Origin of the sequence: Parablautia sp. Marseille-Q6255 (assembly GCF_951230155.1) — a bacterium.
Classification (GTDB): domain Bacteria; phylum Bacillota; class Clostridia; order Lachnospirales; family Lachnospiraceae; genus Choladousia.
In genome coordinates, this window is record NZ_CATNVD010000002.1 from 180822 (window position 1) to 195222 (window position 14401).

Annotated in this window: 17 protein-coding genes; 1 reads left to right on the top strand and 16 read right to left on the bottom strand. The window is 43.5% G+C overall.

The features are described 5' to 3' along the window. Positions 1-121 precede the first annotated feature (121 nt). From QOX44_RS02960 to QOX44_RS03000, 9 genes are all read right to left on the bottom strand, one after another. Positions 122-2539 (bottom strand): ABC transporter permease, encoded by a 2418-nt coding sequence (locus tag QOX44_RS02960; RefSeq protein ID WP_227755302.1) that lies wholly within the window; start codon positions 2537-2539, stop codon positions 122-124. A 14-nt stretch (positions 2540-2553) separates the two neighbouring features. Beyond that, entirely contained in the window at positions 2554-3219 is a 666-nt protein-coding gene (locus QOX44_RS02965; RefSeq protein ID WP_283681192.1) for an ABC transporter ATP-binding protein, read from the bottom strand. A gap of 5 nt (positions 3220-3224) precedes the next feature. Then, entirely contained in the window at positions 3225-3485 is a 261-nt protein-coding gene (locus tag QOX44_RS02970) for a hypothetical protein (protein WP_005947326.1), read from the bottom strand. A 130-nt stretch (positions 3486-3615) separates the two neighbouring features. Then, on the bottom strand, positions 3616-5991 hold the full coding sequence (locus QOX44_RS02975) for an ABC transporter permease (RefSeq protein ID WP_283681193.1): 2376 nt from the start codon (positions 5989-5991) through the stop codon (positions 3616-3618). Between the two features lie 165 nt (positions 5992-6156). Further along, on the bottom strand, positions 6157-7188 hold the full coding sequence (locus QOX44_RS02980) for a sensor histidine kinase (protein WP_283681194.1): 1032 nt from the start codon (positions 7186-7188) through the stop codon (positions 6157-6159). Next, complete coding sequence (locus QOX44_RS02985) at positions 7185-7877, bottom strand: response regulator transcription factor (RefSeq protein ID WP_005947319.1); 693 nt, start codon at positions 7875-7877, stop codon at positions 7185-7187. Before QOX44_RS02985 ends, QOX44_RS02980 begins: the two co-directional genes overlap by 4 nt. A 274-nt stretch (positions 7878-8151) precedes the next feature. After that, entirely contained in the window at positions 8152-8424 is a 273-nt protein-coding gene (locus QOX44_RS02990) for a helix-turn-helix domain-containing protein (RefSeq protein WP_283681195.1), read from the bottom strand. A gap of 100 nt (positions 8425-8524) precedes the next feature. After that, positions 8525-9280, bottom strand: a complete 756-nt coding sequence (locus QOX44_RS02995; RefSeq protein ID WP_283681196.1) for a DNA adenine methylase — start codon at positions 9278-9280, stop codon at positions 8525-8527. 376 nt (positions 9281-9656) lie between these two features. Beyond that, complete coding sequence (locus tag QOX44_RS03000) at positions 9657-10139, bottom strand: hypothetical protein (protein ID WP_283681197.1); 483 nt, start codon at positions 10137-10139, stop codon at positions 9657-9659. Here QOX44_RS03000 and QOX44_RS03005 point away from each other — a divergent pair. Further along, a complete protein-coding gene (locus QOX44_RS03005; RefSeq protein ID WP_283681198.1) occupies positions 10087-11085 on the top strand; it encodes a tyrosine-type recombinase/integrase in 999 nt (332 codons plus the stop codon). The genes QOX44_RS03000 and QOX44_RS03005 overlap by 53 nt on opposite strands. Before the next feature lie 56 nt (positions 11086-11141). Here the strand turns inward: QOX44_RS03005 and QOX44_RS03010 are convergent, their stop codons facing one another. From QOX44_RS03010 to QOX44_RS03040, 7 genes are all read right to left on the bottom strand, one after another. Then, positions 11142-11267 (bottom strand): CD1375 family protein, encoded by a 126-nt coding sequence (locus QOX44_RS03010; RefSeq protein ID WP_331488301.1) that lies wholly within the window; start codon positions 11265-11267, stop codon positions 11142-11144. A gap of 47 nt (positions 11268-11314) precedes the next feature. Next, the gene (locus QOX44_RS03015) at positions 11315-11425 is read right to left on the bottom strand and encodes a CD1375 family protein (RefSeq protein WP_283681200.1); all 111 of its coding nucleotides are present in this window, start codon (positions 11423-11425) and stop codon (positions 11315-11317) included. Positions 11426-11439: 14 nt separating this feature from the next. Beyond that, positions 11440-11844, bottom strand: a complete 405-nt coding sequence (locus QOX44_RS03020; RefSeq protein WP_283681201.1) for a hypothetical protein — start codon at positions 11842-11844, stop codon at positions 11440-11442. Positions 11845-12172: 328 nt separating this feature from the next. Beyond that, positions 12173-12700, bottom strand: coding sequence for a hypothetical protein (locus tag QOX44_RS03025; RefSeq protein ID WP_283681202.1), 528 nt, complete (start codon positions 12698-12700; stop codon positions 12173-12175). A 16-nt stretch (positions 12701-12716) separates the two neighbouring features. After that, positions 12717-13106: a hypothetical protein gene (locus QOX44_RS03030; protein ID WP_283681203.1), complete on the bottom strand. Its 390-nt coding sequence runs from the start codon at positions 13104-13106 to the stop codon at positions 12717-12719. 201 nt (positions 13107-13307) lie between these two features. After that, the gene (locus QOX44_RS03035; protein WP_283681204.1) at positions 13308-13559 is read right to left on the bottom strand and encodes a hypothetical protein; all 252 of its coding nucleotides are present in this window, start codon (positions 13557-13559) and stop codon (positions 13308-13310) included. A 16-nt stretch (positions 13560-13575) separates the two neighbouring features. Further along, complete coding sequence (locus QOX44_RS03040) at positions 13576-14394, bottom strand: hypothetical protein (protein WP_283681205.1); 819 nt, start codon at positions 14392-14394, stop codon at positions 13576-13578. Positions 14395-14401: the final 7 nt, after the last annotated feature.

Genomic DNA, 14401 nt, shown 5'->3' on the forward strand with positions numbered 1-14401 from the left:
TGCCTTTGATTTCGACAGAAAAACAGGCTGAATTGTTACAACGCTCGGACATTTCAAAAATTTTTTTGAGAAATGGCGAAAAAAGCGGGGCAGCACACGCCGCCCCGCCAATCCCATACGGTTATTCCATCGTCCGCATTTGTTCAATCAGGGATTGTTTTTTCATGGAACGATTCAAGATAAATTCTAACAGTATATCTATTACAATCAGTACGACTAAGAATATACTATATTCTTTGAACGGGAAAATGTATTGTTCAACCGCACCTGTTATTCTAAAAGTGTTCGCTGCAAGATAACCGACAGGGATACCAATTAGAGAGGCAATTAAGATAGAGCCAATAACCAATGCTTCACCCTCAAAAATGCGTGTTTTACAAAGTTGTCGTCTGGTAAGACCAACTGCCAGCAAAATACCGTTTTCTTTTCTGCGGATAAGTTGATTTGTTACCGTCAGATTGACTAAATTTATAATACCGAAACACGCAAGAAACAAGACAAGAATATAAACCATAAATATACCGCTTTTATATTGTCCTGATAGTGCATCCACATATTCGTGTAAGGTAGATAGAGATAGTTCTGGTGTTTCAGCAAGAATATTTTCCAACTGTGCCTCAATCATTTCGGTTTGTTTTTCATCTATAACGATTTCCCAATCGCTTGTTATATCATATCCAGTCAATCTTCGTATTTCGGCTAAGGGCAAACGGAAAATCTGTTGATACCCGTCTAATCCGTCCGTGATAGCCATAATGGTATAAGTTTTTTGGACTGGATTCTTGTGCAGGTTACTCCAAAACGAAAGAGTGATTTGATCCCCTAACTTTGGTGTCCATCCATATACTTCTTGCGGTACATTTTCAGCAACATTTACGACTATGCCGTTTTCCTGCTCCAATATGGCCGGATCAGTAACGCCAGAAACTAATGTGCGATTCATTTTTTCTAGTTCATCTGCTGTATACCCATAGACGGTTGTTTGCCCGTTTTCATTTCCATCTACTTCAAAAAGGGCAGTTGTTGCATACCATTTTTTTATACCGTTTACCCCGTCAATAGACAAAATCTCTTGTTCAAGTTCAGAAGAAAAGACATTACTATGAGCCTGCAATGCTCCGTTACCATACATTTGCGCTTCATTGCTCATTTGTTCAAATAGGGAATCATTTCCTTCAAATTCCAACTTAAAGTCACCATACTGAAATTCATTTGCTCGTGCCATGTGGATTTCGGAAAGTGAATTTTGAACACTTGCACAGGCTATTAGCATTACTCCGCACAAGCCCAGCGATAAAACCGTCAAAAAACTTCTCTTTTTACTTCTGCCTAAATTCAAAATAGCTAATCTCAAAGGAGTAATTCTGTATCTACGGTTTCTTTTATTTGATTTGTCTATTGAGTAACTTGAAAATCTCAAAGCCTCCATGGGCGAGGTTTTACTCGCCATTTTTGCAGGTGAATGTATGCTAAGTGATACAGTCAAAATCCCAAATACAAAGGAAAATAGAGCTGCTTCCACAAAGTTTAGAGTATTCCACCCCTCTGGCAGAATAATATAGCCCAAAACTGCACCTACTATTATCCCTACAACAATGCTTGGTAATGCAATTCTGCGACCCTCTCGCATAATTAACTGTTTCATTTGTTTTGAAGTCATACCGATGGTTCGTAATTGTCCATACTCTTGAATTTTTCGTGTGATAGAAATATGGAATATATTGTATATAACGACGGCGGCAGCCACTAAAACAACCAGTGCAATAAGGAGGTAGTCTAAAAGCTCATTTATAGTGATATTTCGTTCTGAAAGTGTGAAATATCGAGAGTTTACAATGACATCATTATGATCCACACTATATTTTTCTGTCAGAGCATTTACGATTGTTTGTGCATCATTCTGGCTTATTGTTTTCGCTTGGTTCAAAAATAAAAAAAGTGTATATTCAATAGAGTTTTCCTTTACAGCTTGAAACAGATACTTTTGAGAACAATATACCGATATTTCATTTGGAAATTCAGCATTCAGCGTAATAATGCCAGTAATCTTATATTCTTGTTCCCCATTTCCTAAATCCAAAAGGACAACACTTCCTAAGCCAGTATCTTCTGGAAGATAGGAGAGGCTTTCAGACGAAAGAGCAATTTCATCTAGTTCCTGTGGTAATTCTCCCTGCAAAGACGCATTAGAAAGTACGACAGGATTATCACAATATATTGTATGAATTGAAATCCGGTTTTTATAGTCTATTTCGGGAAAGCTATACTGAATAATCGTACTTTCAATAGCGGGATCATTTTGAATTTGTTCATAGGTATCTGGCAAAACATGATACATAACTGCCTGTGGTAGAGAATCAGCTTGAAGTTGTATCTTTTTCTGTATACTCAATAAAGTCATAGAGAGCGTCATAATCAATGTAACCGCTATGGCTATTGTTAAAGAAGTATATAATAATTTCTGGCGATCAGCCTTAATACTTTTTAAGGCCAGCTTCTTTGTAATGGCACTGGTATCATTTTCAAAAGGCCATGTCATAGCTTGCCACCTCCTTATTCCACAATTTTTCCGTCCTCAATACGGATAATCCGATCTGCAAGGCGGGCTATGTCGTCATTGTGGGTAATCATCACGACAGTTTGCCGGAACTCCGCGCTGGTACGCTTGATAAGCCCCAGCACCTCGGCGCTGGTCTTGCTGTCAAGGTTGCCGGTCGGCTCGTCGGCCAGCACAATAGCCGGTTTGGTAATCAGGGCGCGGGCGATAGCCACACGCTGCTGCTGTCCGCCGGAAAGATTGTTCGGCATATTTTTCAGTTTATCTTCCAGCCCCAGCAAGTGAACAATCTCGTCCAAAAACTTCTGATCCACCGTGTCCCCGTCCAGCTCCACCGGCAGGACGATGTTCTCATACACATTCAAGATGGGAACAAGGTTATAGTTCTGGAAGATAAAGCCGATGTTGCGGCGGCGAAAGATGGTAAGCTGCTCGTCGTTCTTCTTTGCCAGTTCTTCGCCTCGGACAATCACGGTTCCGCTGGTGGGAGTGTCCAGCCCGCCCATCATGTGAAGCAGGGTGGACTTGCCGCTGCCGGAGGTTCCCACAACAGCCACAAACTCGCCGTCATTTACGGAGAAGTTCACGCCGTCAAGGGCGCGGGTGATATTCGGCTCTGTGCCGTAATACTTTTTCAGGTCGATAGTCTGTAAAATGCTCATAAAATTCAATCCTTTCTTTGTTTGTTGTAAATGCGGAACGCTGCTGCGCCGGTGGCCGCCAACTGTACCAGAATCAGCACAGCGAACAGGCCGAAGCTCTCATAGTAGAACAGTTCATCCCAAAACAGGAGAACATCACAGAGAGCAGTCAAGGCAACCACCCAGCGGATGTGCCGGGCCAGCCATTGCCGGAATACCAGCACAAGGGCAACGGGCGGGACGATCAGCAGCGCCAGATTCAAAATCAAGGTCGGGGTCAGTTCCATTGCGTCGCCTCCTCACTTTTGCTGATAAGGTCATTGTAAAACCCAAATGTCCGCGAAATGTTACAGCGGCTAAAAAAATTCATTGAAAATCGGGGTGAAATGTTACAAGGCTCGGACATTTCAAAAATTATTATGACAATTCCCGTATTTGATCTACCAGAGATTGTTTTTTTATCTGCCGAATTGCCAAATACGAGAAAAGCATTTGGACGGCAAGCATCAGTATAAAATAACTGAACATTTCAACTGTCGGAAAATGATAGCTTACTTTTCCAAAAATACTCATTGCACTAAAGACGGTGCAGAGAAGATACCCGATAAGAGTTCCGCATGATATGGAAAGAAGCAGCACCCCTAATGTATAGAACAAGCCCTCTATCAATAACATTTTTGAAAGCTGTTTACTGCTCAAACCAACCGCTTGCAAAACACCCAGTTCTCGCTTCCGGGTCAAGATATTTGTTATCAGTGTGTTTAGCAGATTGATAATGCCAAAAACCCCAATAAACATAACAAAAATGTAGACTGGCATACGATAGTTCAATAGTTTTTCGTTGTATGCCTCTACCCAATCATTCAAGGTACTAACATAGAGGCTGGAAGTCGGTGGAATTATCTTTTGGATTTCATCTTTTGCGGCTGTCCATTTACTGTCGTCTGTATCTACAATAAATTGATAATTGAGGTTTTCAATAGGAACGATCTTTGACAGCATTTCTAAAGGAATAAATAGCGTATCATATCCGCCATACGGGATATTCGCATCCACAATTCCCATTACTTTTACTTCCAATGTTTGTCCGTCAACTTCAATCAGAAGTTCGTCCCCAATCGCTGCATCCCACCCAAAAGTTTCTTTCCACTGTGGGCCATTTTCAATAATAATGCCATTATTATTAAGTAGTTCCTGCAAATCTGCTGTACCATCAATCAGATATTCTTCAAGCAATTTTTGAGAGCTTGGCGTATATGCGTCTGAAACAATCGGTTCAATATCTCCCGTTGGCATACGAACATTCAAAACGGTGCCTTGGTATTCTTCTATTTCTTCCACACCATCTATGTCCAAAATGGATTCTCTAAAATCTTCTGTAAGCAGATTCGATTTTTGGAGTTCTGAATATTGTTCGCTGTTATGTGCCTGCGGTCCGTAATCGCCTAATTCAAGGCGAATTTCTCCGTAAGGAAAACTCCTACGCGCCATCGCTAAAGGATCAATGGAATTAAAATATGCAGAGCTTGCCATCAGCAAAATTCCACATACCCCTAACGACAGGATCGTTAAAGCGGTTTTCTTTCTGTTCCTTGCAAAATTAAGGAAAGCTAAATTTTTCGCGGATAGAGAACGATGTAACACTTTTGTACTGTTGGACATTACATCATTATTGCCCGCCATATAACGGACTGCTTCAATAGGCGTAACATGAGCAGCAATTTTGGCTGGCTTAATTACAGCAATCATAACGCATAGATACACAAACAGAGCTGTGACAGCGGCAATTACAAATACCATTAAAGTGTTCCAGCCTTGCGGGACAAGGACATATCCCGCTATTGCACCGGCTAATATTCCAATCGGAATACCAATTCTGGAAAGATGAAATCCCTCTCTAAAAACGATTCTTTTCATCTGTTTTCCAGTTGCCCCTATTGTCCGCAGTTTTCCATATTCTTTTGTTTTTCTGGCTATGGACACATAGAACAGACTGTAAATAACAAGGGTACACGCCAAAGCGATAATAAGACTGATAAATGCTATTACAGTGATATATTGACTGCTTCTCTGTTCAATGAGAGAAAAATAATATGTTGAAAACTGCATTTGCTCCGGCTGTATTTCCAATTCTCTGCACAATGTTGATAATTCAGCTTGTATAGCAGCCTTAGACCAACCATCAGATTCATTCAAACGGATATAAGCGGAGTATGCCGGTTCGCTGATCTTGTTTTCAATATAGGACTGCGACACGAATACGGAATAATTTGAATTTTCGACAGGAAAAATACCACATAAGGTATAATCTTTTTCTCCATCTCCCAGATTTAACGATATAGTATCGCCTATGGATTTAGACAATCCAGCTCTATCAAGAAACGCCTTTGTGATAGCAATTTCATTTATAGATTTGGGCAATTCTCCCTCTAAATCAGGATATTTTGCTAATTTCATTAGTGTTTCATCCATTGAACGAACGGTTAATTTGTAGTCCCCATAAGATACTAAACCCAATAAATGACTTACACCCACTTGAACCCTATCGTCATTTACTAATTTCGTAATGGTATCACTATCGACTTCATTGATAATTGCTTGATAACGCCCAGCCGCATCATTTAATGATTTTCGCTGCGAAGCAAAAAAATACAAGGTCGTTGTCATTATCAAGCAGGTAGCTAAGGCAATCGTAATGATAATGAGGATGTTTCTACTTTTATCTGCTTTTAAGTTTCGTTTTGCCAACTTTTTTGTAATGGCACTTGTATCATTCTCAAAAGGCCATGTCATAGTTGTATCACCTCCATATTTGATAAGGGTATTGTAAAACCCAAATGTCCGCGAAATGTTACAGCGGCCAAAAAATTTCATTGAAAATCGGGGGGAAATGTTACAACGCTCGGACATTTCAAAAAAATTTACGGCGGGCAGCCGGAAATGGCCGTCCGCCGCGTTCTATTTTGTAGGGAGCATAATAGAAAATTCCGAACCCTTGCCCGGCTCCGAAACCACTTTGATATAGCCGCCCTGCCGCGTTACGATCTCGCGGGCCAGATACAGGCCAATGCCCACGCCCTGCTGTTCGTGTACTTCTTCCTCACGATAGAAGCGCCGGAAGATAGCGGCCTGATTGCTTTCGGAAATGCCCTTGCCGGTGTCGGTTACTTTGATCTCCACATACATTTCCCACAGCACCACCGACACAGCGATTTTCCCGCCTGCCGGGGTGTACTTCACCGCATTGTCCAGCAGGTTAAAGAGGGCTTCGGATGTCCACTTGCTGTCATGGGAAACGGTCAAATCCTCCGGGCAATCCACAGACACGGCGATTTCCTTTTTCTCCGCTGCATACACAATCCCACTCATGGCCTGCGCCACGGTATCAAAGAGACGGCCCAGTTTCTTGTCCAACTGGATCACGCCCGTTTCCAACCGGGAGGTTTTCACAAGGGCCTGAAAGAGAAAGTCCAGCTTATCCGTCTGGCTGCGGATTCCCCGGATAAAGTCGGTGCGCTCCGCCTCGGTCATAGGCTTTTCCAGCAGTGTGTCCGTCGCCATTTTCAGATTGCTTACCGGCGTTTTCACTTGATGGGAAATATCCGATACAAGGGTCTGTAACTCCTGCCGTTCCTCGTCCACCCGGCGGCGGTTCTCCTGCATGATCTGGTAAAGCCTTGCCAGCCGGTGTCCGATTCTGGCAAGCTGGGTTTCGCTGTCCTCTGGGCGTTTTGGCGCTTCATTTCCGGCGATCATGTGGTCTAAGGTCTGGCACAGGTCGGCGGTAAACTGCGACAGCCGCTTTCCAAACGCCTGCGTCAGTACAAAAATTCCCACAAGGGCGCACAGCAGCAGCGCCCCGCCCGTCAGCAGCACCGCCGTCTGTTTTGTCACAAGAAACAGGGCTATGGTGATCCCGGACATGGAGAGGACAAGCCCTATTGCCACCCGACCAAACAGCCGCTTTACTGATAGGTTTTGAAACTTCATTTTGCCTCGCCTCCCGTCCATTGATAGCCCATGCCGTAAACAGTCTTGATGTAGGGTGCGCCGCCGTCGGATTCGATCTTGCTGCGAATCCGGCTGATAGAAGTTGTCAGGGTGTGTTCGTCCACAAACCTCTCGTCTATATCCCACAGCTTTTCCAAAAGCTGCCCACGGGTCAGCACTTGCCGGGGATTTTTACGGAACAGGTTCAGCATTTTATACTCCATCGGGGATAGGGTCAGGGGCTTGCCGTTTAAGGAAGCCGTCTGCTCCGAGAAGTCCAGAAACAGCCGCCCGTCGTCGTAAATGTCCTTGGCCGGTTTGTGGTGTTCCAGCATGGCGAACATGGCTTTGATTTTCCGCTGCAAGGCCCCGATCACAAAGGGCTTTGTGATGTAGTCCACCGCGCCCACCTCATAGCCCCGTATCTGGTCGCTCTCCTGATCGTTGGCGGTCAGGAAAATCACGATGGTGTCCGGGTGCTGGGGCTTTATCAGCTTGCACAGCTCAAAACCGTTCCCGTCTGGCAGGTTGATGTCCAGCAGCACTAAATCAAATTCCCGCTGGCGGATGGCTTCGGCTGCGGTTCTGGCATTTAGGGCAGAAGTCACGCCGTAGCCGTCTGCGGTCAGGTTATAGTCTAACATCTTATTCAAAAAACTGTCGTCCTCGACAATTAAAATCTGCTTCATATTCTCACTTCCTTTGCTTTTTGCAGATAGTATAACAGGCAAATGTCCGCGAAATGTTACAGCGGACGGATTTTTTCAAAAAATCTATCAGCAAATTATAGTTCTATTAAAAAGCAGCACCAAAGAAGATATTTTCATATTTGTAGCCGCCCAAAATTTTTGTCAAAAATAACCAGAATAAATGTCAAAAATATCACATGAAAATTCAAGGTGTTTTTGACATTTATTCTGGTTATAAATCTCATTTTTCTATCAGAAAAGGGGAGGTGATTTCTCACTTCCCCTGCCCTGTCTTCCGGTTCCCATGCTCTTCAATTATCAGATGCTTTCCTGTTTTTGGCACCTTGTCTGGAATATATTCTATCAGTTCTTCCACAGAGCAATCTAGCACCTCACATATCCGATCTATGTGTTCCACTTTCAAACTGACAGCAATTTCATGGTACCACTCATTGATAGCGTTACGTCTTATTCCAGTCAACTCTGACAACCTCTTTTGTGTCATACGCCGTTCCCCAAGAAGTTTTGATAAATGTATTCTTATCATAAATAATGCCCCTTGGGAAAATAATATCACAATTCGATTTTTCAGAGTGTCTTTTAATCATTTATATCGTTTTACGGTATTTTTGTATCATATTTTGGTATCAGTAATTTTTGATTATCAGTTCCTTGTACTTAGGCTTCCTTTCTTTCATCACTAAATTATGTAACCTCTCAACTTCAATAATGTGGTAGCCTTTATACAACTTTCTTATATACTCGCAATCGTTATAAGACAATACAAATTTCCCTTTAATCACATCCAATGCCTCTTTTAACCTTACATGATCTTCAGGCATAAATTTGTCCGGATAATACTTCTCTGTTTTGTAATAGGGCGGATCAAGGTAGAATAGTGCATCTTTTTTGTCATAATTTTTGAGAATTTTTTGAAAATCGAGATTTTCAATAACTACTCTATTCAGCCTCTTAGACACTTCACTTAGATACTCTTTTGCCTTTTCCATATCCCGTGAACGCAATCCGAATGAGCGGAGGTCTGTACCGAAGCTCTCTTTAATCAGAATAAAGAACCTTGCTGCCCTCTGAATATCAGTCATTCCTCTAGTTTCAAGCTGTTCTCTTGTATCAAAAAACTGTTCCCTTGATATCAGAATGTACCGCAATTCTTCCTGAACGGCATCTGGGTGGTACTTAATACAGCGAAACAGATTAACAAGGTTCCCATTGACGTCATTGTAGACTTCCATCTTGGCATGACTGTCAGAAGAAAAAAGAATCCACCCAGCGCCTCCAAAAACTTCTATGTACCGATTATATGTCCCTAATTCGGGGAATTGTTCAATAATCTTCTTCCTAAGTGCTTTTTTCCCGCCAATCCAACTCATAAAACTATCCATAATTACATTCCTTCTTTCTATAAATAATATGGGGCACTATTTAATAGAAAGAAATACATTTACAAAACACGAAAAGCCAGATTTATGATCTGACAGGATGGACTCATATTCCCGCCGGAAATTACAACGCCGGAGAGCAGCGCTTTGTTAAGCAGGGTGTAGTTTTCCGCGATTTGATCTTCGTGCTCCAAGATGGAGACGCGTTTGAATATGTGGAAATATGCAGCCCATTTGGACATCTTCCGGATTCGTACTTTAAATTCCAGACGACAAAAGGCGCAGCAAGCATATTTGTGGCAGCATCGATCGGCACGATAGATTTGCGATTTATGCCGATGGATGTGCGACAAGTTTTTTATAGGATTTAACTTGCATATTACCACGTATTTTCGAGTCGCACGTTTGCCGCGGGGATCATCACAAAAATATGCTGCCCCATGCCAGACGCACTCTGGATCATGATGCGGTACATATTTGCGCTGCCGTTATTCAAATTTGCATATGCGCGCATTAACCCGCTGTCTGATATTAATATTGCTGTAAATTTGATTTCAGTGGATGAGGCAGTTAAATTGTCCAGTAGTCCCATTTGCAAAAAACTGCCCCCACCAATGTTTCCACCAATAAAAATGGGTAAGCGGCGTTTTTCAGCCTTCGAGACGTCTACCAGCAGATTGATCTGTTCGCCGCCATTGCACCATTTGCTTAAAACAAACGGTCTGTAGATCATATTCGTGTTTTGTACGCCACGATTTGTTGCTTTTATATAAAAATCCCTTAGAATAGGCAAAAAAGGAGGGATTTTTATGGATTTACGAAGCACAATAATCAACGCCGTATCCTCTGCTGTCTGTTCCATACTGACCTCAGAGCAACTCCAAGCTGTACAAGACGCCCTTGCGCTACAACTCAATGCATATGAGGTGCAATCGCGAACCACTGAGGTCGCTGTCATTGACAATACGCCGGACGACCTGCTGCGAAAATTTATTGCCACCAAACGAATTGAGGGGAAATCTGAAGCCACCTTGCGGCGCTATCACGATGCTTGCTATCTGATGATCCACACAGTCTGTCGCCCAATGCATGAAATTACCACCTACGATCTGCGCTATTATCTCGCTGCCTATAAATCGCAGCGCGGTGTCAGCAACAGGACACTCGATGGGATTCGTCGATGCTTCAGCAGTTTCTTTGGATGGCTGTCCGCCGAAGGGCTGATTGGGCGCAATCCATGCGCAGCACTGGCACAAATCAAATACACCAAAACAATCAAAAAGCCTTACAGCGCTCCCGAGATGGAGCGGCTTAAGCAAGCATGCACATCAATCCGCGATCTTGCGTTGTTGGAGTTTCTATATGCTTCTGGATGCCGCGTGTCAGAGGTTGTCCGGCTGAACCGATCAGACATCAATTTTCTGGCTCGCGATGCTGTTGTTTTAGGTAAGGGCAACAAAGAGCGCACAATCTACCTGACTCCGGTCGCTTTAATGCACCTGACTGACTACCTCAATACCCGCACAGACAGTAATCCTGCTTTATTTGCCAGCGTAAAAGCGCCGCATAACCGTCTATCCAAAGCTGGCATCGAAACGGCTCTGAAAACGATTGGCAAACGCGCCGGTGTCGATAATGTCCATCCGCACCGATACCGCCGGACACTTGCGACCAATTTACTTGACCGCGGTGCAAACATCCAAGATGTCGCAGCGATACTCGGTCACGCCGACCTCAAGACCACACAGGTCTACTGCTACATCAGTCAACAAAATGTGCAGGCGGCATACCGCCGATACGCCGCCTGAACCATTATGTACCTACTCTTTTTACTCCGGGGCACACTCCGGAGCATTTAGCATGCTCAGATTGCCAGGGACTCAAGGTCCAGGTCGATAAGCACCTGCTTTACTTCGTCGCGAATACGTGCCGGAACATCCTCGATGTTCTTTTTACCTTTCAGAATCAATGTAGCGTATACTACTGCCATTTCTTTCACCTCCAATCCAAACAATATTTTTATGATCAACCGATGCATCATCGGTTATCACCTGCCAGTATATCTCTCACATCTGCTCGAAGCTTATCAGGGACATCTTCCAGTGTTTTCAACTCTTTTCGAATTAACTCTGCATATACTTTTGCCATGTTATCGCACCTCCTCACAACATTTCGTATACTTCGCAGAGTGCTAACTGCATGTCGGTCAACTGTGTCTCTGCTGCCTCCAACCGCATCTCTGTACGATCTGGTTTCTGTAATGTTGCTGTAACCAACTTACCCATAATCGGTGTCTGTATTTCGTCCTGCACGTATCCAATCACAGCGTTCAGTTCCTGTCCAAGGGACTGCAGCTGTGTGTAACCATTGTAGATAGCCAGTTGATCACCGCTCTCAGACAGCAAAATCATTTTTTCTGTCTCTGACGTGTTCATCAAAATGCTATTTAACGCATCCAGACTATCCTCTCCGGGTAAAAATTTAATTGTTACAGTCTGCTGATCGGCAATAATGCCGCAGACAATCAGATCTAGCGCTTTGCCAGATCCTAATTTGATTTTTTCCATATCTTTTCCTTTCCGGTCGGTACGATACTGACCCCAAAATAATTAACGAGTTACATACAAAACACGAACATGAATGCCAGCGGTATAAATGATCGACTACTAAAAAATCATGAAATAGGGCGTACGCTGACATTTGACGAGTTGCTGTCCAAAGAAACGGTTACATTTTTTACAAACTGGACAGATGGCTTAAATTTCCCGGGCATATATGGTAGTGGAATTATGATCCCCGGCCTTGATAACACATGGAAATATATTATTTATCTCGGAAATGGTGCTGCATCATTCGGGCTTTGGCGATCTGGTAGCGGAATCAAGTGGACAAGTCTTACATAGATTTGGAAATATAGAATCCATTACCGCCAAAAGTATTTAAATTTATTAGTCCATATGCCTGATTCGTGGGATTCGTTGTAAAGGTTGCCGCTAATCCCGAAATCACTACTGATGGTTCAACGTATCCTTTATCCACAATCATTTTTGTCACTGATATTTTACTTCCAGCAGTGCACAAAATGTACATATACCCTTGTGCAAATAATAGTCCGAGAGCGCCACTACCCGTTTTGCTGCGGATTTCTATTGATTTTACCCACGAGGTACCAGATACTATCGTATTCATGTTCGTGTTTAGTTGAGTAACTTGATCCTGAATGTTTTTTGCTACAGCGGCGGACGGGACTCTGTCCGTCGCCGCCGTAGTCGCATTTTGAATAATCGCCGATTTGTCTAATTTTTGTCCTAATCGGTCTTGTACAGATGTCCCATCAGCGCAAAAGACTACATCTGCTGATGTATGGATATAAAAAACATTTCCGTTTTCATCCTGTACTTTTACTTTTAAAATTTCTGACATAGTCTTGTACTCCTAATCATTCGATCACTTTGAAAAATAATTTAACCTGCCGAGCAGTCGCATAGTCTGCCCCGACTCGTACATTGTCCCCGTCTTTACCATCTGCTCCAGCTGGTCCCTGCGGTCCGCGTTCTCCGGTTTCTCCTTTTGCGCCAGCCGGACCCTGTGGTCCCACTGCCCCGTCCTTGCCAGCAGGTCCTTGTACTCCCTGTTCTCCTTTCGGTCCCGCTGGTCCTTGCGGTCCAACAGCTCCATCTTTACCCGCTGGTCCCTGAGCACCTTGTTCTCCTTTTGGACCTGTCATACCTGTAGCACCCGAAAGATCAGTGATATATGTATAGGCTTCCGCACCTTTTACATACAGCTTTGCGTTGTCTGCATCCTCTACATTTCCTGTGTCGATCATAACAAACTGACCTGCTTTAACACCGTCAGATGCAAATCCTTTATTCATCTCATCAATAGACGCAAATGTCTTCGCAATAGAAAATGCCTCACCCGGATCGCCTTTCGGTCCCTGAATACCCTGCGGTCCACGTTCACCCGGTTCTCCCTTGGCTCCTGCTGGACCTTGTGGACCGGCTGCCCCATCTTTACCGGCAGGTCCCTACGGTCCCTGTTCTCCCGGATCTCCCTTGGGTCCTTGTGATACGTCTTCTTTCCACGTAGTTCCATCCCAAAAATAATATTTTTTCTGTTCTTCCACATAGACGTTCAGTCCGGCGTACTTTTGGATATCTGGAATTGTAGCTAAATCTGCATATGCTGTTACAACAGTACGCGCATCAAGTGGACTCTGTGCTGCCAAATCAAATCCGGATGCTACCGGTATGTTTTTACCAAAATATTTCTGTGCCATAATATTCTCCCCCTCCTTATGCATTGAATGTTACAGTGAATGCAGACTGCGTTGTCGGTTCGCTTACATAAACGGCATACGTCTGTGCAGTCTTATCCAGTCCTGTGATGCTTACAGACTTTTTGGCAAACGACGCGGTAACATCAAACCCGTTCGGATCTACGATCTTTGAGATTGTCCAGCCCGGAGGGCAGGCAATTGCCATGCGCTTATTATCGACTGTATACGTAAATTTCTGTACGGATTTATTTACGATACGTTTTTCCATCGCCGTGATCTGCGTTGCAGAAGGTGATGATGCTGCCGCATCAAGTGATCCGATGTATAATGGATACACAAATGTATACTGTAATGCATTCGACTCAACTACACCGTTCTTCGCATCGGTAACTTTTGCTTTAAATGTACAATTTGCATTAACACCACCGGTATGCGTATAGGTTTCCTTTCCGCCTTCTGCTTTCGGTGCCGATACGGATCCGACCACAGCTCCGTCTTTCAAAAACTCTACCTTTTTAATATCTTCTGATTTTTTTGTAATTGTCGCAGTCAGAGCAATGGAGTCCAATACCGTTCCCTTTTCTCGGATTGAGGCTCCCGGATTAGCTGCTAATGATACGGTTGGTTTCGTGTATGGATATAAAATATCATCCAACATTTTTTTGACAGATACGTTGTCAAATGTGGATCCTGCCGGTATACCCCCGTGTGCGCTGACAGTAGGATTCGGGTTCGTATAGAGTACAGATTCCGCATCGGTAAGCGGAGTTACGTCCTCAATAACTTCCCCTGTGTTCTCATCCATCAACTGAATTTGTACTTTTTTCTGTGCCATAGCATCC

Bases quoted from the DNA above. Each gene is read 5' to 3' on its own strand.
- QOX44_RS03030 (WP_283681203.1), bottom strand. From the start codon at position 13,106: ATGATCGACACAGGAAATGTAGAGGATGCAGACAACGCAAAGCTGTAT.
- QOX44_RS02995 (WP_283681196.1), bottom strand. From the start codon at position 9,280: ATGGATAGTTTTATGAGTTGGATTGGCGGGAAAAAAGCACTTAGGAAG.
- QOX44_RS03015 (WP_283681200.1), bottom strand. From the start codon at position 11,425: ATGGCAAAAGTATATGCAGAGTTAATTCGAAAAGAGTTGAAAACACTG.
- QOX44_RS03040 (WP_283681205.1), bottom strand. From the start codon at position 14,394: ATGGCACAGAAAAAAGTACAAATTCAGTTGATGGATGAGAACACAGGG.
- QOX44_RS02965 (WP_283681192.1), bottom strand. From the start codon at position 3,219: ATGAGCATTTTACAGACTATCGACCTGAAAAAGTATTACGGCACAGAG.
- QOX44_RS02975 (WP_283681193.1), bottom strand. From the start codon at position 5,991: ATGACATGGCCTTTTGAGAATGATACAAGTGCCATTACAAAAAAGTTG.
- QOX44_RS03025 (WP_283681202.1), bottom strand. From the start codon at position 12,700: ATGTCAGAAATTTTAAAAGTAAAAGTACAGGATGAAAACGGAAATGTT.
- QOX44_RS02985 (WP_005947319.1), bottom strand. From the start codon at position 7,877: ATGAAGCAGATTTTAATTGTCGAGGACGACAGTTTTTTGAATAAGATG.
- QOX44_RS03020 (WP_283681201.1), bottom strand. From the start codon at position 11,844: ATGGAAAAAATCAAATTAGGATCTGGCAAAGCGCTAGATCTGATTGTC.
- QOX44_RS02980 (WP_283681194.1), bottom strand. From the start codon at position 7,188: ATGAAGTTTCAAAACCTATCAGTAAAGCGGCTGTTTGGTCGGGTGGCA.
- QOX44_RS03010 (WP_331488301.1), bottom strand. From the start codon at position 11,267: ATGGCAGTAGTATACGCTACATTGATTCTGAAAGGTAAAAAGAACATC.
- QOX44_RS02960 (WP_227755302.1), bottom strand. From the start codon at position 2,539: ATGACATGGCCTTTTGAAAATGATACCAGTGCCATTACAAAGAAGCTG.
- QOX44_RS02970 (WP_005947326.1), bottom strand. From the start codon at position 3,485: ATGGAACTGACCCCGACCTTGATTTTGAATCTGGCGCTGCTGATCGTC.
- QOX44_RS03005 (WP_283681198.1), top strand. From the start codon at position 10,087: ATGGATTTACGAAGCACAATAATCAACGCCGTATCCTCTGCTGTCTGT.
- QOX44_RS03000 (WP_283681197.1), bottom strand. From the start codon at position 10,139: ATGGAACAGACAGCAGAGGATACGGCGTTGATTATTGTGCTTCGTAAA.
- QOX44_RS03035 (WP_283681204.1), bottom strand. From the start codon at position 13,559: ATGGCACAGAAATATTTTGGTAAAAACATACCGGTAGCATCCGGATTT.
- QOX44_RS02990 (WP_283681195.1), bottom strand. From the start codon at position 8,424: ATGATAAGAATACATTTATCAAAACTTCTTGGGGAACGGCGTATGACA.